Here is a 16,163-nt window from a genome sequence, read left to right as displayed (position 1 = left end):
CTCCTACTCGGAGACGAGGAGCGTGAGGAACTTGCGAACGCGGCCGGCGCGGACAGGTTCGGTGCCGTGGACGAGCTGGCTGCCGAACACCACGAGCGTGCCGGGAGCGGGTGCAACGCTCCATCGGGTGCGGGGCATGGTGCGGAACCAGTGGGAGGACATGTCCGTCCCGTCGTGTACGAAACGCATCCCCTGGGCGTAACTCGCCTCGGTCGGCGCCTCGTCAGCGGTCCAGACGGCGTCGCTGCCCGTGGTCTCCACGTAGAACGCGCCGCCGGTGTCGTGAATGTCCGTGAGCGTGACCGTCGCGGCGGCGATCTGGCGGGGACGGGTGAGGGGATCGGGGGCGATACCGTCGGCATGCGCGGTGATGTATTGGCCGGCCCCGTATTCGAGGTAGATCCACGGCCGGTGGCCGGTGACCGACGGCAGCGTGCGCGTGATCGCGACCATGTGGAGCTTCAGGGCCTGGTCGAGGAGGGCGGTCGCCTCGTACGGGATCTCGGTCATCTCGATCCGGCCGGCCGGCTCGTAGACGTCCTGTGCCTTGGTGGGGGAGTGACCGGGGATCTCGTGAATGGTGGTGCGGCGGGCCGTGCCGTACCGGTCGCGCCCGAGGGAGCCGAGTGTGTCGTCCATGACGAGGCTGAGTCGCTCGATCTCGTCCGGCTTGAGGAAGCCCTCCACAGTACGGATGGACAGAGTCTCGGCGATGTGGATCATTGTCCGCCTGCGCACGCGCAGAAGGTGGAGGGCGGGGCAGAGGCGGCTTCGGCCAGGGCCACCGTGAGTACGTGCTCCGCTTGGGCGAGGTCCTCGAAGTACTCGGCCAACGTGGTGCCGGCAGCGGGCACGAGATAGAGGTCGAGCGTCGGATACACCCGGCCGGTGGCGCGGCACGTGAGTTCGCTGCGACCGAGGACCAGCGAACACGCCCCGGGCAGGGAGGACTCGGCTCGGCTGGCGGCACGGCACAGGCGCGCCGCTGTACGCGCGTACTCGGCGCGGTCGCGCGGCAGGATGCCGACCGAAGGGAACCGGGGCTCGGCTCCGTGGAGGTCGGCGTAGGCGTGGCCCTGGCAGCTGTCATAGGTGACGGTGTTCCAGCCTGAGGTGAGCGCGTCGACGACCGGGCGGATGCCGGGCTCGATGCCCTCGTACCACTGGGGATGGTGGGGGTCGAGATCGTCTGCCTCGTGCACGCCAGGGAGGCCGACCGTGTTGATGTTCCCGTTGGCACTGACCTGGAGATGCGCGGGCGAGCGGGGAGCGGTGGGGTCGTCCCAGCGAGCCAGGAAGGCGGAGACGTGGTGCATGTTGTTTGGGCGGACGGGACGCGAGCGCAACCGGGAGCATGCGGCACCGGGCGGAAGGTCTGGCTGGGCGAGGAGGGCGGCGACGCCGTCGATCAGGCGCATGCGGTGGTCGCAGTACGCGTCTTCGTCGCCTGCGGCGGCGAAGCGGAGGCGGACCGCCGGGCAGCCCGCGCCGCAGGTGTCGAGGTAGTCGCAGGTCGTGCACTTCGTGACCAGGGAGCGTGCCTGCTGAAGCAGGGGAGAGCCGCCCTGGGCGCTGGCCACGTCCGCCTCGGCGTGCATGTCGCCGAGCCCGGCGAGGCCGGCCTGCGGCCAGGGCAGCTCGTCACAGCTTCCCAGGCGGTCATCGGGATAGAGGGTGAGGACGTGGTCGCACTTCAAGTCGGAGAAGTGACAGGAACGGGTCTGCAGACCTTTCAGACGGCGAATGACGGAGACGACGGGCTCCAGTTTGACGCGGCGGAACAGGCCGTCGGCGACCCAGTGGTGGGCGGCCTCCAGCACGAAGTCGGCGTATTGACGAGGCGTGACGGCCCAGGCCGGGCCGGTGGGGCCGATGGCCCGCCGCTGGAGTGCCCGACTGGTCGGCGCACGAGATCCGACCACTGCGGTCGACCGGGTGACCGCCGCGTCGAAGCACGGCACAAGGCTGACCGTCGTCACTGCGGGAAAGGATGCGAGGTGCTCCATGACCTCGGAGGCCCGGCCGAGGACGTACGGGGTGACGGCGCAGATGACGCCGACGCGGCGTTCCCGACGGCCGAGGAGCTTCAGGGCTTCGACCACTCGCGGGTAGGTGGGGCGGCCGTCGTAGCCCACTCGCCACGAGTTCCCCAGCGCGTCCCCGTCGAGGGAGATGCCGATCTCCAGTTCCGGATAGTGCCGCTCGAACAGGTCCAGCCAGGAGTCGTCGAGTTGGAGGCCGTTGGTCTGGAGGCTCACGCGGATGACGTTCGGCTGTGTGGCGAGCGCGTCCAGGATCTCCGCGATCCGTTCACGGCCGGCGGTCAGGGGCTCCCCGCCGTGGAGTTCGACGCTGAGCGGACGCCCGGAGAAGATCGAACCGAGGCGGTGGACCTGTGCCGCGCTGATCCGGGCGCCGCCCGGTGACTCCTTGCGCTTCTCGAAGCAGTACAGGCAGTCGATGTCGCAGGTCTCCCCGCGGAGCTTGAGGATGACGGAGACGGCCGTGTCCGGCCCGGTGCTCGACAGCGGGGCGTAAAGACTCTCCAGGTCGATGGGGGCGGTGCGGGTGACGGGCATCAGAGAACTCCTGAGGAGGAGAGGCGCGGTCTACGCGCCATCGGTGGAGACCGTGGACAGCCACCCGAGAAGCTGTCCGCCGGTGATGGGGATGTGGACGTCGCCGCGGCGAAGGAACCACCCGTCGGCGTACCGCTGCGGTAGCCAGCCGGAGTCAGGGGCAACCAGGTTGGGAGGCTTCTGCAGCGGGTCATCGACGGGCCAGCAGCCCAGGAGCGCTCTGGCCACTCGTCGCTGAACGGGGCGGAACCACTCCCACGTCTCCGTGCGGGCCGGCTCGATCGGCGGACCGAACGGAGCGCCGGCAAGCAGCGGCAGCCACTTGTCGCCCAGGACTGGATGACCTGCCGCCGCGCACTCGAGCGCGGTGAGGCAGGTCTCCAGCTTCCGGCACACAACGCGGGCGGGTTCGGCCAGGCCGTCCTCGACGAGGCCCGTCAGGTCCTCGGCGAGACTCGCCGCGACCTCCGCCTGGTCGGCGACCGCCCAGCGTCGGTAGCCCTGGCGCTCCCTGGGATCGAGTACCGGATCCCAGCGTCCGGAGCCGTATGAGAGAGCGGTGCGCAGACACATGAGGTCGTGCATCGAGGCGCGTACTCGGCGGAACGATCCGAGGTCGTCGCGGCGGACGTCGAAGGAGCGGAGCAGGTGACGGAGTTCCTCCGCCCGCTGCGGCGCCGCCGCCTGGAGGTCGACACGGACGCCGTCCACGATGCGCGACTCCCACGCCGGAAGGTCGCCGTCCACAATGCCGCGCAGGTCGATATCGCTGGCCGCGTGGGCGAAGCCGCAGGCGAGCGCGCCCTCCAGCCAGACATCACGAGCCACGCCGGAGACGAGCAGCTCCCGGGCGACTCCGTCAGCGATCTCCCGGCGCAGCTGTGCTGATGAGTTCACCGGCGGCCTCCTTCGATGAGGATCTCGTCGTCGGCGGTGATCTCCCTGAGGAGATCGACGGCCCATCGGTCGAGCGCGCCGCGCACGTCGGACCGCTGGGCGCCGATGTGGGGCGAGGCCAAGAGGTTGAGCGGCACCGTGGAGCCGGTGAGGAGCGGCAGGTGCTCCCGCTCGACCGGGTCGAGTGCGAGGCCCGAGAGTCCACCGGCCGCCAACGCCGGCAGACAGGCGGCGACATCGAGAGTCTCCAGCCGCCCGGCGCAGATCAGTAGGGGCTGCTGCGGAGCGACGCGTGCCAGGAATTCCTCGCCGATGAACTGCCGGGTCGTGGCATGCAGTGGCAGGGCGACCACGTGCACCTGCGACTGCTCCATGAGCGCCGCCTGCGACACCTCCCGCAGACCGGGGGGATTCGACGGCCATGCGGCGTAGGCCGTGCGTGCCACATATGGGGCGATGGCCCGGCCGGCGGCCAGTCCCACCGGACCCGCGCCCCAGACGCCCGCGGCCAGGGTGCCGAGTGAGACACCCATGCACGCCTCCTTCTCGTGACGACCGAGCTGAAGCGCGTGCTGCCCCAAGGGAATCCGCCGGGCCAGGGCGAGAGCAGCGGCGAGGACCCACTCGCCCACAGCGGCCGCCCCGGCCTCGGCGTTGCGGTGCAGCGTGATCCCACGACGTTGGAGTGCGCTCACGTCGATGTGGTCGACGCCGGAGCCGGTCCGTACGACGTGCCGCAGGCCAGGAAGTGCGTCGAGCTCCCGCTCTCCGAGTCGGACACCGGAACGCAGGACGACCACGGCCGCGTCGGCTGGCAGCGGCCAGTTCAGGTCCAGCAAATCGTGCACGGGGACGGCTGGCAGCGCACGGCGGATCGCACCCGCATCCGCCGCTCCGCGCACCACGAGGACTGCGCTCATCCGAGGGACCCCGGCTTCTCGTACCGGCCGAAGGCCAGATCACCCTCGCCCACGACGACGGTCACCGGCGACGGCGCGCCGAAGTACGCGTCGCAGGCGCGCTTCACCCCGGGGAGCCCGTCCCAGGCTCGTGGATTGACCGCCGTGTCCGCGTAGTCATCGACGAGCAACACACCCGCCGGCACCAGGCGGGTGACGCAGTGCGTGAGTCCCCTGAGAGTCGAGTCGTAGAAGTCGCCGTCCAGGTAGGTGAACACGATCTCGTCGGGCAGCTCCTTGGGAAGGGTCTCGTCGAACCACCCCGGATGGATGACCGGCGCCGGCCTGCCCCAGGCCGCGTGCGTGGCGCGCACGTCGTCCGGGGAGGACCGGAGCTCGCCCGCCGCCAGGTGGTCCGAGTCCTCGGCGCCGGGCGCGGGCATGCCCTGGAAGGAGTCGTAGACGTGGATCTCGCGGTCGCGGTCGCCCAGCGAGTCGAGCACGCTACGGATCCAGAGGGCCATCGCACCTCTGTAGCAGCCGAGTTCCACCACGGCTCCCGGACGACCGCGGGCGGTCATGTCGGCGAGCTCGGCGGCGATCACGTGGAGCCGGTCGGCACTGACCGTCCCTGAGTGCTCCCGCAGTAGCCACTCCTGCAGATCCTTCAGCGTTGGATCCATGAAGGTCACCACCTGTCCACGAAGGGGTCGGCGAGCTTCCCGCTCAACGCCGCCGACAGCGGGCGGTTGATCCGGGGCAGCAGGTACACGTCGCCCAGACGTTCCAGCGGAACCCACTCGAAGCCCACCTGGATGGGGTCCGGCGGTTCCGGCATGCGCGGCTCGGCGTCGTCCACCTGCTCGGCGAGGAAGTTGAACTGAACCTTCTGTACGTCCCCGAACTCGCCCTGCCACGACTCGGGGACGTACTCGACGACGCACAGCAGACGCCGGGCCACGACCTGCAGGCCGGTCTCCTGCGCGACCTTGCGGTTCACGGCCTGGCGGAGGTCCTCGCCGACCTGGGCCTTGCCGCCCGGGAGGTTGTAGTGAAACCCGGCCTCGTCGTCGTACGACAGGAGCAGGATGGCGCCGTCGCGCACGATTGCCGCCTTCACGGAGACACTGATCCGAGGCAGCTCGGGCGTCAGAGGCACGACAGCGCCTCCGGTTCGCCGACGCGCATCAGGTCGCCGACCTCCGCGAGGGAGCCCGCGACGGTGGAGCGGAAACTCCCGCCGCGCCGGAACTGACGGGCAGCGGTGCGCATACCCGCGAGGGCGGCACGGCTGAGTTGGTTCGCGTAGATGCAGAGGCGGAAGCCGGCCTCGCCGAGCTCGGCGGCGCTCAGGTCGGGGAACGCTGTGGGCACGCTGACCAGCGGCACGCCGTGGTTCCACGCACGTCCGATGGCCCGCGCCTGATCACCGGTCGCGTCCTTGGAGTGGATGAGGATCGCATCCGCTCCGGCCTCGGCGTACGCCTCGGCGCGGGCGATCGCCGTGGGCGTGTCCTCGCCGGCGATCAGGGCCTCGGTGCGGGCCACGACCACGAGGCCGTCACCGGCGGTCTTCCGTATGCGCCCCACCTGCTCGCAGAGCAGGTCCCGGTCGGCGAGGCTCTGGGCACGGTGGGCCGCGAAGCTGTTGCACTTGGGGTACGCGCTGTCCTCGACACACACTGCTGCGGCTCCGGCGCGCATCAGGTCGTACGTGAACCGCTCCGCCGTGCGCCCCGAGCCGCCCGCGTTGTCGATGTCCACGATGACAGGCAGTTCTGTGACACGGCCGAGCGAGGCGACCACGTCGGACAGGTCCCGGGGGCCCAGGACGTTGGCGTCCGGTAGCCCGGAGGCCGCGGACACCTCCAGACCGCTCACCCATAGGGCGTCGAAGCCCGCCTCCGCCGCGACGTGCGCGGCGAGTGCGTTCACCGCACCGATCGCCAGGAGAGGGTGCTTCCGCTCGCTGTCGTCGAGGGCCTCGCGCAGACGCCTCGCCTTGGTGCCGTCAGTCACGGGTCTCTTCTCCTTCCGTGTGGGCGGCGATGGGCGGTACCAGATGTCGATCGCGCAGTACGTCCCAGGCGGCGAGCAGCACCTCGGACCGGGGGCGGCGGGCATCCAGGCGGACCACGTCGCCGAGGAGCGGGAACTGGTCGGGCTTCGTAACCACGGCCTCATATGTCTCCCGAACCCGGCCCTGGACGTCGTGCACGTCCCAGTCGGCTCGGACGGCGTCTCCCTGTCGAGCCTGCGCCCGGCTCATCGAGGCGTCGGTCTCCAGGTCCAGGACGAGCGTGAGATCGGGGGCCACGGTGAGGCGTGCGGCCAGCGTCTCGTACGTCTCCGACGCCCTCATGCCGTGCTTCACGGCGAAGAAGGCCAGCTCGCTGAGCAGCCAGCGATCCGCGATCACGGGCCGGGCCGGTCGCTGAGGCAGCACAAGGCGATCCAGCGTGGCCCGCTTGTCCGACGCGATCGCGGACAGGTAGGCGTCATGGTTCCCGGCGTTCGGCTGGTACTTGCCGGTGACGATGGCGGCGGCATGGTCGGCGGCGAGGAAGTTGGTGGTGAGCACGCACAGCGGGGTGACGCCGTAGAGCCCCTCCCAGAGCCGGAACAGGCCCTTGCGCAGCGTCGTCTTGCCGGTGCCGTCGAGCCCCTCGATGACGATGAACGGATAGCGGTGGTTCATTCGACCTGCCCCGCCCCCGTGCCGCCGGCGTACTTGGCGAAGCGGCCCCGCCAGCGGGCCGTGGTGGACACCAGGTCCACCAGCCGCAGCTCCGCCAACTCGTCGACGAGGCGGGGCAGCTCGGGCTCGGCGCAGATGCCGGCCTCGATGGCCCGGCAGTACGCGGCGCGGAGGGTCGGGTCGTCGGCGGAGTCGCGCAGCGCCGCTTCCAGCACCCGCGTGGCCATGCCGTGGGCCACGACGCTCACGGCGGTGCCCAGGGCCTGCTCATGGACCGGGCTCGGGTGCGGCTCCAGCGTGATGTGGTGCACCCCGCGGTGGCGGATGACCGCGAAGAAGCCCACCCACCACGCGGCGGCGCCGCTGACTGCGATCACAGCGTCGGACCAGGACGCCCCGGAGTGCTCGACGAGGAGATTCTGGGCAGCGGTGTCGGCGGCGCGGTGGAGTGCCCCGCGCTGGTTCCGCGACTCCACTCCGTGCCTCTGGGGCAGCTCCCACCAGAAGCCGAGCCCGGCGTCCCCCAGCAGCGCCATCGCGGACTCGTCACTTGCCGGCAGCGGCGACGGGCGTCGGGCCAGCACGGAGACATCGGCGCCCGGCACGTCCGGCAGCGCCTTCTCCTCGGCGACAGCAGCCCGCCATTCGTCGAGATGGAGATGGAGCCGCTGGGTCAGCAGCCCGTCCGCCAGCGTCTGCCAGGCATGGACGAGCGGCGGCGAACCGGGGGGCCGGGGTGGCAGGGTCAAGGAGGTCACAGGTCGGATCCTCACGTCCGGGGAGTCGCGGCACGCGGCTCCGGTCGGCGGTGCTCCACCACGATGGCCGCCACGATGGCCCACGCCTATGAGTGTTTATGAGCCCCGTCAGCGGAACGTGCCCGGGTGATCACATAGCGAGGGAGAATGCCGACCATGGTCGACAGCGGACAGCGGCGGTGTACGCGCTGCGGTGCCCTTCTCAGCCGCTTCAATGCCGGTACACGATGCGCCTCGTGCCAGGGCGGGCCGGCCGCCCGACGGGCCGACCCGGCCTTCTGGCGTGATCCGACGGTCCGGCGAGCGGTGGCTGCATGGGAACTCGGCGCCGTCGTCAAGCTGTTCAGGAAGCACACGGGCCTCTCCCAGGCCGGCGTGGCGCGGATGGTCAGCATCGACCAGGCCGAGGTCAGCAGACTGGAACGAGGGCTCAAACGGATCCGCGACCGACGGCAGTTCGTCCAGTGGACCGATGCGCTCGGAGTCCCGGAGGAGCTGCTCGGGCTCCTGCCCACGGCCGATCCGCACATCCCGGACTCCACGGGCCGACCGGGAACGGCGGGTACTGGAGCCCGTGGGTACGCGACGCTGCCCGAAGGGCCGGGCCAGCTTCTGTTACCCGCCGGCAGGTCCGTCCCGACGACGGCGCTTCCTGTGTTGACCCTTCCCGCGGCCTCCTTCCTCGGGGACAGCCTGAGGCTCGACTCCCGCCCGGAGCTGGATGCCTGGCGCGCCATGCCGATGCGCGCGCTCCTCGTCGCGAACCGCACGGTGGACGGGGCGGTCCGGCAGTTCGTCACCGACGCCCGGTCGAGCGGCGTACGCGCCACCGCCTCCACCCCGGTCGGCATCCCCGCCGCGTACGAACTGGACGATCTGACCTACGGCATTCTCTGGGCCGTGTCTGGCTTCGAGGCGGCACTTCTCGGCGACGACCAAGCCCTGCACACATCGCTGGCGTCGCTCACCGTTTCCCCGGGCTCACCAGCCGCCTCCGACCAGGGCCTGACCGAGGTCTCCCGGATGCTGATCGGCTCGGAGACCGCCGCCCGATACATCCTGGGCCACCGTGACCACCTGAGCGACGCGCCCGTCTTCTGGACCAGGGAACAGCGCGGTGAAGAGGCTGCCACGTGGCTGTTCTTCCGGCACAAATACCGCTACCTCGAACGAATGGCACCCTGGAGTCCGGGCGGTACCAGCGGCCGGGGGTTCTGCGTCCCCGAGACTGCTGTCGCCTCCTCGCCCGCGTACGAGCGCGTTCTGCTCTTCCTCGCCATCGCGCTTATGGAGTCCTTCGGCATCCGCACCTGGGTGACCGACGACGGAGGCTTCGCTCACACCGACGGCTTCGCGCTCTCCCACGGGCGCCGGGCCGTTATCGCCTCATGGGTACGAACCGAGGGGGCGTCTCGCCTCGCGGTCACCGCGCGGCCGGGAGCCCTGCGGACGTTCGCCGATGTGACGGGCCACGTCAGCCAGCACTCGGCCACGGCGGCCGAGCAGGCAGGGCAGCGCCTGGCGGCAACGGCGGAGTACCTCGGCCTCGACGCCTCCTGGCTCGGTCGCCGGTGCGCACAGTTGTCGGCGGCCGGTACGGAGCGGCTTGCCCGGCCGCGCAGCCGGTTGCTCGGCCTCGAAGGGCTGGAGGCCGCTTGCCGGTTCGTGGCCGAGCAGATGGTGATCATTCCGCGTACCCGCACGGCGCCGACCCGATAGCCTGCGTGAACCACTCGTGAGGCAGCGCTCGGCGGCGTCCGGACAGGGGAGCAGGGGAATGACGGAGTCGGTCAGGAACGTGGCGGTCTTCTCCCTCGGCGGAACGATCGCCATGACCACGGATCCCACCACGGGAGGCGTCGTACCGGCGCTTTCGGCCCACGAACTCCTCGCCGCGGTACCCGCGCTGGCCACGATTGGCATCGGTCTCAAGGTGCGGGACTTCCGACGTCTTCCCGGCGCCTCCCTGACCTTTGAGGACCTCACCGCACTGTCGGCCGAGATCGCGGCGGAGCTGGAGACCGGAGAGGTCAACGGCGTCGTCATCACGCAGGGCACCGACACCATCGAGGAGACCGCCTTCCTCCTCGACCTCTACCACGGCCACGAGCAGCCGGTCGTCGTCACCGGCGCGATGCGCAACCCCACCCTGCCCGGCGCCGATGGTCCGGCCAACCTCCATGCCGCCGTCCTGGCCGCCGCCGACCCTGGACTCAGCGGAGTCGGCTGCCTCGTCGTACTCGGCGATGAGATCCACTCGGCCCGGACCGTCCGCAAGTCCCACACCACCAGCCCCGCCGCCTTCATCTCACCAGCAAGCGGCCCGATCGCGCGGATCGCGGAGAACCGGGTGCGTATGGTGGGCGGCTTGCCGTCCCGCGGACCGCTGGTCGGCGCCCCCGACCGTGAGGCGCGCGTCGGGCTCTACACCGTCACCCTCGGCGACGACGGCGCCCTGCTCGACCTGTGGGACGGCAACTGCGACGGACTCGTGGTCGCGGCCTTTGGTGTCGGCCACGTCCCGGAGCGCCTCGTCGAAGGGCTCACCAAGCTCGCGTCCCGTATCCCCGTGGTCCTCGCCTCCCGCATCGGCAATGGCCCCGTCCTGTCCCACACGTACGGCTTCCCCGGCTCCGAGAAGGACCTCCTCGGCCGTGGGCTCATCGGCGCCGGAGAACTTGGCCCGTACCAGGCGCGGCTCCTCCTGCACGCTCTGCTTGCTCAGGGCGCCGACGGAGCGACGGTCCGCGAGACCTTCACCACCGCCTCCGCCCGCTGATCCCACCTCATCAGGAGACACCCGCCCATGCGTGCTCACGAGCTGACCGTCGGCCGTACCTTCGGCGTCACCTTCGACCACGGGGAGGACTTCTTCGAGGCGCTGTCCACCTTCTGCCGGGACAACGGCGTACGGCAGGGCTACATCCCCTCGTTCATCGGAGCCTTCGCGGAGGCTGAGATCGTGGGTGCTTGCGAGAAGCTCGCGGACCCGGACGCACCGGTCTGGGCGAAGACGTACGTCACCAACGTCGAGGCGTTCGGCGCCGGCACCCTCGCCCATGACCCTGCCACCGGCGGAATACTCCCGCACATCCACGTCTCCGCCGGTCTGAAGGCCCAGTCGGCCGACGGCAGGACGAGCCACCTTCTCAGCGCCAAGGTCCAATTCCTCAGCGAACTACTGATCGTGGAGGTCACGTCGCCCACGATGACCCGGCCCCGGAACCCCGACCTCTACGACGTTCCGCTGCTCACGTTCGGCTGACCGGCTGGAGTCTGCGAAGCCAAGGGTGACTGGGCGCGATCACCTTGATCGCGCCCGTCAGCCAGGCGCGTGCCGGAGCGTCCAGCAGCGGCAGTACCGCCTCAAAGTCGGTCTCGTCTTTCTCCCGGGTCGTCTTCGCCTTGTAGAAGAGCTGCACCTCGGGCGCGAGATACGGGATACCCGTCTCGTTCGTCCGCCCGAGCCTGTCGATCGGTAGCCGGATCGCGGAGTGGCGCCGCGAGACCCACTGGGTGCCCTCGGCCTCGTCCAGCATGAGCTGGATGGACCAGGGGGCCTCCGGCGTGCGGCGGCACCAGATGTCGTGGAGCGGCGGCTGGAGGACCTCTCCAGGACGCCACGGTCGCAGCTTTCCCTGGCCGGGCGGGTCCGCCACGTACAGGTCCCAGTCGACCAGGAGGTCACGTACGAGGGCCTGGTCGCGGCGGAGGACGAGGACGTCGAGATCGCCGTGCGGGCGCAGTTCACGGCCGGCAGCGAGCTCGATCGCGTATCCGCCGGCGATCCACCACGGGAAGTCCGCCTTGGCGAACACCGCGGCCACATCTTCGGGGCGGTCCGGCACCCATCGCCCCAACTTGTCAGCACTCACCCGCCCATACTCTCAGTGACCAGACGGATGAAGGCCAAGGCCGACGGTGAGTCGGCAGACTGGCCTGACTACTCGCCCGCGCGCTCATAAACGCCCATGAGTATCAGGGCCACCGGCGGCCATTGTTGAGTGCGTGACTCACGACCGGCCTTGTGGCTGGGGGTTTGAGCCACGATCCTCCCGGGTCCTGCAGGCGACCGAAGTCAGGGTGCTACTTGGGGCAGTACGCCTCTCGGAGCCGTACTGCCGCACTTCCACGTACCACGTCGGAGCTTTGGGGGAGGGCCACCGACATCACCCACAGGAGGTCTGCCGCCCGATGATCAGCGCGCCGTCCGCCGCTCTCGGCATCGTGTACCGCTGGACCGACCGCACCATCAACGGCCGCGATCACTGTGGAGGTCCTTGCCGTGGCGCCGATTTTGTTCACCGCTGTGCTGCTGCTGCCGTTTGCCACGGCGGCCGGTCCGTTCGCGTCGAGCTCGTTGGTGTCCACCGAGCTACCCGTGAAGAAAGCCAGCCGAGGACTACATGCACCTCAAGTCCGTCTGGAAGCCGACCACCACCGACGCAGAGAAGACGGCCCTGCCCTCCATGCCTGAGACCTGCACCACCTGACTGGCACCACGGCTCCGGGCCCTGCCGCGCTGCCCGGTCGGCCGGGTACGGCAGGGTAGGCCAAGCCCTGCGCTCGCCACGGGCACGCCGCTAGCCATCACACTCCAAGATCAGCAAGAATATGCGCGGTCCGGTTGTTCGCTGGGCCGTGCCGTGCGTCGTGTGCACACGTCGCCTTCTTCAGTACCCGGGGGAAACGCATGTCCAGTTCCACTCCGCAGCCTCCTGCCCGAAAGCGGTCGACCGCCGCCGTCGGCTGGCTGATCACCATCGCTCTCAACGTGGTCGCACCGATCCTTATCTACAACCAATTGCACGACCACGGCTACAGTGAGTCCGTCGCGATCCTCTGTTCTGGCCTCGGTCCGGCGCTGGACATCGCGGTTTACCTTGCCTGGCACCGGCGTATCGACGAATTCGCCATTGTCTCACTGACGTTCGTGGCGCTCACCCTGGTCATCTCCTTCGTCGGGCCCGACGACCCACGGCTGCTGTTGGCCAAGGACTCCTTCGTGACGGGTGTGCTCGGCGTGGTCTACCTGGCGACCCTGGCCGCGCCGCGTCCGCTGATGTTCTACTTCGGCCGCAAGTTCGCCACGGACGGCACGCCGCAGATGATCGCCTGGTGGAATGGCATGTGGCAGTACCCGGGATTCCGCCGGGTGCAGCGCAATCTGACGATTGTCTGGGGCGTGGCGTTCATCCTGGAGGCGGTGCTGCGCATCGTGCTCGTGTACCAGCTGTCCCACGGCCAGATGGTGACCGTGAACAGTTTCCTGCCGTATGCCGTGATCGCCGTGCTGGTCTACTGGACGATGGCCTACGCCCGGCGGGCGAGCGCCCGCGGCCGCGCCGCGACGGAGGCAGCGCAAGCCAACGCGACGGCGTCCGTCGGGGTCGATTCCGTCTGAGGCGAGGGACGAATGCGCCCGCGGGGCCAAAGCCGAGGCCAGCCGACCGCGTCTCGAGCCGGCCCCTTCCGGCCCGCCGGTCTACCGGCGGCCCGCCATCAACCTCGCCGAACCCTCCTGCCGGTCGTACGCGATCTCGACACCGTTGAGGCGATGGCCCAGCTATTCAACGAGCGCTCCCGAATCGAGCCCGCCGGCGCCCTCCCCTTCGCCTGTCTGCTCTACCTCGCCGACCGTTCCGAAGGCGGGCAGTTCTGGTGTGTGGTGCAGGTAGAGGCAGTAGGCGACGGTGGCTACGCCTGCTCCTGCGGCGAACTGGGATCACGCCGAGGACACCTGCGCCACTGCGGGGCCTGCCGCGCAAGCATCGCAGTGCCTTTGACGAACGGTCCTGTTCATGCTGCAGATGTCGAGGGTCGGGTGTATGCCTCTATTCCGGCGTGAGGATTGTGACGGCATGGCGACGCGAGAGATCGAGCGCGAGGGCAACGTTGCGCCTGCCGAAAACCTCATCCGTCGAGGTCAGGCGGCATGTTGGTACTCGTGGAGGATGCCGCCGAGTCGTTCGTATCGTCGTATGTCGAGGTGGGCGATCTGCTCCGGATCGGTGACCGGCATTGGCAACGGGTGGAGCGGGCCGGCGTTGGCGATGCCCTGATGCGGCCGGTGGGAGTTGTAGTGCTCGTCGAACTCCTGTAGCGCATGGAGAAGGTGCCGCTGGTTCCAGATCAAGGTGCGGTCCAGCAGTTCGCGTCGGCAGGTTTGTACCCAGCGTTCCATGATCGAGTTCATGCGCGGCATCCGCACGCCGCTGAGCACCACCTCGATCCCCGCATCGTTAAGGATGGTGTCGAACAGGGCGGGGAACTTCCCGTCCCGGTCCCGGATCAGAAACCGCGCCCGGCAGCCGGCGTCCTCGAGGTCCATGACAAGATTCTTCGCGGCCTGGGTCACCCAAGATGCGGTCGGGTGCGCGGTGGCACCGAGTATCCGGATCCGGCGGCTGGCGTGCTCGATCACCGTGAACACATACATCCGTGCTCCGGACAGGGTGACCGTCTCCAGGAAGTCGCATGCCAGCAGGGCGTCGGCCTGGGAGTGCAGGAAGTCCGCCCAGGTGCTGGAGGCCCGCTCGGGCGCCGGGTCGATCCCGGCCTCCTTCAGGATCTCCCAGACAGTGGAGGCCGCGACCTGGATCCCGATAACGAGGAGTTCGCCATGGATGCGGCGATAGCCCCAGCTGGGATTCTCCCGGACGAAGCGGAGGACCAGGGCGCGGATGGCGTGCACGGTCCGCGGTCTTCCCGGGCGCTTGGGCCGGGAGGCGGCAGCGCGGCGGCGTGCGACCAGATCGCGGTGCCGGCGCAGCACCGTCTCCGGCCGCACCAACAGCCGTACCCGGCGCAGTACCTCCACCGGAAGCCGGTTCAGCAACGACGCCAGGAACGCCCGATCGCTCGGGGTGAACCGCACCTTCTCCTTGCCGAGTTGGCACCGCAGGACAGTGATCTGGTGACGCAGGACGAGGATCTCGGCGTCCTTGTCCCGGTCGCTCATCGGTAGCAGGCGCAGCAGGGCGAACGCGTTCGTCACGGTGAGGTAGGCCAGTCGCAGCAGCACGACGGACCATCATGCCGGGGCAGTCACCGCCCGTACGAGACGCCCCATTCCGAGCACCCGAGCCCCCCGACCCCGCGCACCCCCCATTAGGCGCGCCCACCAGGCCGGATGAGATTTTCGGCAGGGGCAGGGTGGCAGTCACCAGGTCACTGGCAGCGTCTTCAGGCCGCGATGATGAAACGAGGGTAGCCATTCCAACTCGTCGGCGGGAACTGCAAGGTCCAGATCAGGGAATCGGTTCAGGAGATGCGTGAGAGCGACCTCGGCTTCAAGGCGCGCCAGGGGGGCACCAAGGCAATAGTGGATTCCGTGGCCGAAGTCCAGGTGGGCAGCCGGTCGTTCGGGCTGGAAGCGGTCGGGATTGGAGAACTGGGCCGGGTCTCGGTGGGCCGAGGCGAGTGAGACCCAGACGCGGGATCCGGCGGGGATGTTGACGCCGCCGATGGCGAGATCTTCCAGAGCGAAGCGTCGGATCCCCAGCGTGACGGGGGCGTTCCAGCGGAGTGTCTCTTCCAGCACCGCGCGGATCGGTGTGCTGTCGGCCCGAACCGAAGTCATCACCTGTGGGTGCAGCAGGAGTGCCAACGCGGCATTACCGATCAGGTTCACCGCACTGGTGTAGCCGGTGTAGAGGATCAGGAACGCCATGGCGAGCAGCTCCGGTTCGCTCAGTCTGTCATGTTCGTCGCGAGCCCCGATCAAATCGGAAAGCAGGTCATCGGTCGGCTCGTTGCGCTTGGCATCGATCACTCCGGTGAGGTACTGGTGCATCTTCCGCATGGCGGTACGGGATTCCACGGCCGAGTCCTCCTCGGACCCCCGCACGCTACGGGTCCAGGTGCGGAAATCACCGCGGTCCTGGGCAGGAATGCCGAGAAGTTCGCAGATGACCAACATGGGCAGGGGGTTTGCCAGGGCCTGCATCAAGTCGGCTGGCCGGTCTGCGATGCCGTCCAGGAGTCCATCGACATGTACCTGGACGCCCTGCCGCAGACCCTCGACACGCCGGGCGGTGAAACCCTTGGAGACCAGTCGGCGAAGCCGCGTGTGGTCAGGCGGATCCATATTGAGGAGATGCGCGTCCAGCTCCGGCGGCATGGATGACTTGTAGCGGCCGGCAGTGTGAGCGTTTGCCTTGTTCAGCGATAACCGCGGGTCCGTGAGAGCGGCACGCACATCGTCGTAGCGGGTGACGACCCACACGGGGGCCCCGTCAGGAGTGGTGGTGTGGTGCACCGGCCCGGCTTCCCGCAGCCGGGCGTACGCTTGGTACGGGTCGGTCATGAGCGCATCGTTGAACAGGCTGGC

The 16,163-nt window shown here is 69.3% G+C and carries 16 protein-coding genes; 4 read left to right on the top strand and 12 right to left on the bottom strand.

Features of this window, described 5'->3' with window-relative positions; genetic code table 11:
- Positions 1-3 precede the first annotated feature (3 nt).
- The 9 genes from ACWGJ5_RS42730 to ACWGJ5_RS42690 are packed head-to-tail and all read right to left on the bottom strand — an operon-like array spanning position 4 to position 7,831.
- Positions 4-738: a 2OG-Fe(II) oxygenase gene (locus tag ACWGJ5_RS42730; protein ID WP_453315010.1), complete on the bottom strand. Its 735-nt coding sequence runs from the start codon at positions 736-738 to the stop codon at positions 4-6.
- Complete coding sequence (locus tag ACWGJ5_RS42725) at positions 720-2,579, bottom strand: radical SAM protein (protein WP_453315009.1); 1,860 nt, start codon at positions 2,577-2,579, stop codon at positions 720-722. The genes ACWGJ5_RS42730 and ACWGJ5_RS42725 overlap by 19 nt, the downstream gene beginning before the upstream one ends.
- Before the next feature lie 30 nt (positions 2,580-2,609).
- Positions 2,610-3,476, bottom strand: a complete 867-nt coding sequence (locus ACWGJ5_RS42720; RefSeq protein ID WP_453315008.1) for a hypothetical protein — start codon at positions 3,474-3,476, stop codon at positions 2,610-2,612.
- Positions 3,473-4,396 (bottom strand): NAD(P)-dependent oxidoreductase, encoded by a 924-nt coding sequence (locus ACWGJ5_RS42715; protein ID WP_453315007.1) that lies wholly within the window; start codon positions 4,394-4,396, stop codon positions 3,473-3,475. Before ACWGJ5_RS42715 ends, ACWGJ5_RS42720 begins: the two co-directional genes overlap by 4 nt.
- Positions 4,393-5,058 (bottom strand): TylF/MycF/NovP-related O-methyltransferase, encoded by a 666-nt coding sequence (locus ACWGJ5_RS42710; RefSeq protein WP_453315006.1) that lies wholly within the window; start codon positions 5,056-5,058, stop codon positions 4,393-4,395. The genes ACWGJ5_RS42715 and ACWGJ5_RS42710 overlap by 4 nt, the downstream gene beginning before the upstream one ends.
- A gap of 5 nt (positions 5,059-5,063) precedes the next feature.
- A complete protein-coding gene (locus tag ACWGJ5_RS42705) occupies positions 5,064-5,534 on the bottom strand; it encodes an NUDIX domain-containing protein (protein ID WP_453315005.1) in 471 nt (156 codons plus the stop codon).
- On the bottom strand, positions 5,525-6,394 hold the full coding sequence (locus tag ACWGJ5_RS42700) for an isocitrate lyase/phosphoenolpyruvate mutase family protein (RefSeq protein WP_453315004.1): 870 nt from the start codon (positions 6,392-6,394) through the stop codon (positions 5,525-5,527). The genes ACWGJ5_RS42705 and ACWGJ5_RS42700 overlap by 10 nt, the downstream gene beginning before the upstream one ends.
- The gene (locus ACWGJ5_RS42695; RefSeq protein ID WP_453315003.1) at positions 6,387-7,073 is read right to left on the bottom strand and encodes a dTMP kinase; all 687 of its coding nucleotides are present in this window, start codon (positions 7,071-7,073) and stop codon (positions 6,387-6,389) included. The genes ACWGJ5_RS42700 and ACWGJ5_RS42695 overlap by 8 nt, the downstream gene beginning before the upstream one ends.
- A complete protein-coding gene (locus ACWGJ5_RS42690) occupies positions 7,070-7,831 on the bottom strand; it encodes a hypothetical protein (RefSeq protein WP_453315002.1) in 762 nt (253 codons plus the stop codon). The genes ACWGJ5_RS42695 and ACWGJ5_RS42690 overlap by 4 nt, the downstream gene beginning before the upstream one ends.
- 306 nt (positions 7,832-8,137) lie before the next feature.
- On the opposite strand from ACWGJ5_RS42690, the gene ACWGJ5_RS42685 reads away from it, so the two are divergent.
- From ACWGJ5_RS42685 to ACWGJ5_RS42675, 3 genes are read left to right on the top strand one after another with little or no spacing between them, the layout of a single operon-like run.
- Entirely contained in the window at positions 8,138-9,550 is a 1,413-nt protein-coding gene (locus ACWGJ5_RS42685) for a helix-turn-helix domain-containing protein (protein ID WP_453315001.1), read from the top strand.
- Between the two features lie 58 nt (positions 9,551-9,608).
- A complete protein-coding gene (locus ACWGJ5_RS42680) occupies positions 9,609-10,610 on the top strand; it encodes an asparaginase (protein WP_453315000.1) in 1,002 nt (333 codons plus the stop codon).
- A gap of 27 nt (positions 10,611-10,637) precedes the next feature.
- Entirely contained in the window at positions 10,638-11,096 is a 459-nt protein-coding gene (locus tag ACWGJ5_RS42675; protein ID WP_009311896.1) for a PPC domain-containing DNA-binding protein, read from the top strand.
- Here ACWGJ5_RS42675 and ACWGJ5_RS42670 read toward each other — a convergent pair.
- Positions 11,083-11,706, bottom strand: coding sequence for a nucleotidyltransferase domain-containing protein (locus ACWGJ5_RS42670; RefSeq protein ID WP_453314999.1), 624 nt, complete (start codon positions 11,704-11,706; stop codon positions 11,083-11,085). The genes ACWGJ5_RS42675 and ACWGJ5_RS42670 overlap by 14 nt on opposite strands.
- Positions 11,707-12,524: 818 nt before the next feature.
- Between ACWGJ5_RS42670 and ACWGJ5_RS42665 the strand changes: the two genes are divergently transcribed.
- Positions 12,525-13,235 (top strand): VC0807 family protein, encoded by a 711-nt coding sequence (locus ACWGJ5_RS42665; RefSeq protein ID WP_453314998.1) that lies wholly within the window; start codon positions 12,525-12,527, stop codon positions 13,233-13,235.
- Between the two features lie 522 nt (positions 13,236-13,757).
- On the opposite strand, the gene ACWGJ5_RS42660 is transcribed toward ACWGJ5_RS42665, so the two are convergent.
- Both ACWGJ5_RS42660 and ACWGJ5_RS42655 read right to left on the bottom strand, forming a co-directional pair.
- Positions 13,758-14,855 (bottom strand): integrase core domain-containing protein, encoded by a 1,098-nt coding sequence (locus ACWGJ5_RS42660; RefSeq protein WP_453314997.1) that lies wholly within the window; start codon positions 14,853-14,855, stop codon positions 13,758-13,760.
- A gap of 138 nt (positions 14,856-14,993) precedes the next feature.
- Complete coding sequence (locus ACWGJ5_RS42655) at positions 14,994-16,139, bottom strand: cytochrome P450 family protein (protein WP_453314996.1); 1,146 nt, start codon at positions 16,137-16,139, stop codon at positions 14,994-14,996.
- Positions 16,140-16,163: the final 24 nt, after the last annotated feature.

It is taken from the genome of Streptomyces sp. NPDC054783 (genome assembly GCF_053611725.1).
Note: the sequence above shows the minus strand (reverse complement) of the source record. Positions and strands in the feature narration are given on the sequence as shown.

Bases quoted from the DNA above. Each gene is read 5' to 3' on its own strand.
- ACWGJ5_RS42725 (WP_453315009.1), bottom strand. From the start codon at position 2,579: ATGCCCGTCACCCGCACCGCCCCCATCGACCTGGAGAGTCTTTACGCC.
- ACWGJ5_RS42715 (WP_453315007.1), bottom strand. From the start codon at position 4,396: ATGAGCGCAGTCCTCGTGGTGCGCGGAGCGGCGGATGCGGGTGCGATC.
- ACWGJ5_RS42710 (WP_453315006.1), bottom strand. From the start codon at position 5,058: ATGGATCCAACGCTGAAGGATCTGCAGGAGTGGCTACTGCGGGAGCAC.
- ACWGJ5_RS42695 (WP_453315003.1), bottom strand. From the start codon at position 7,073: ATGAACCACCGCTATCCGTTCATCGTCATCGAGGGGCTCGACGGCACC.
- ACWGJ5_RS42680 (WP_453315000.1), top strand. From the start codon at position 9,609: ATGACGGAGTCGGTCAGGAACGTGGCGGTCTTCTCCCTCGGCGGAACG.
- ACWGJ5_RS42675 (WP_009311896.1), top strand. From the start codon at position 10,638: ATGCGTGCTCACGAGCTGACCGTCGGCCGTACCTTCGGCGTCACCTTC.
- ACWGJ5_RS42665 (WP_453314998.1), top strand. From the start codon at position 12,525: ATGTCCAGTTCCACTCCGCAGCCTCCTGCCCGAAAGCGGTCGACCGCC.
- ACWGJ5_RS42655 (WP_453314996.1), bottom strand. From the start codon at position 16,139: ATGACCGACCCGTACCAAGCGTACGCCCGGCTGCGGGAAGCCGGGCCG.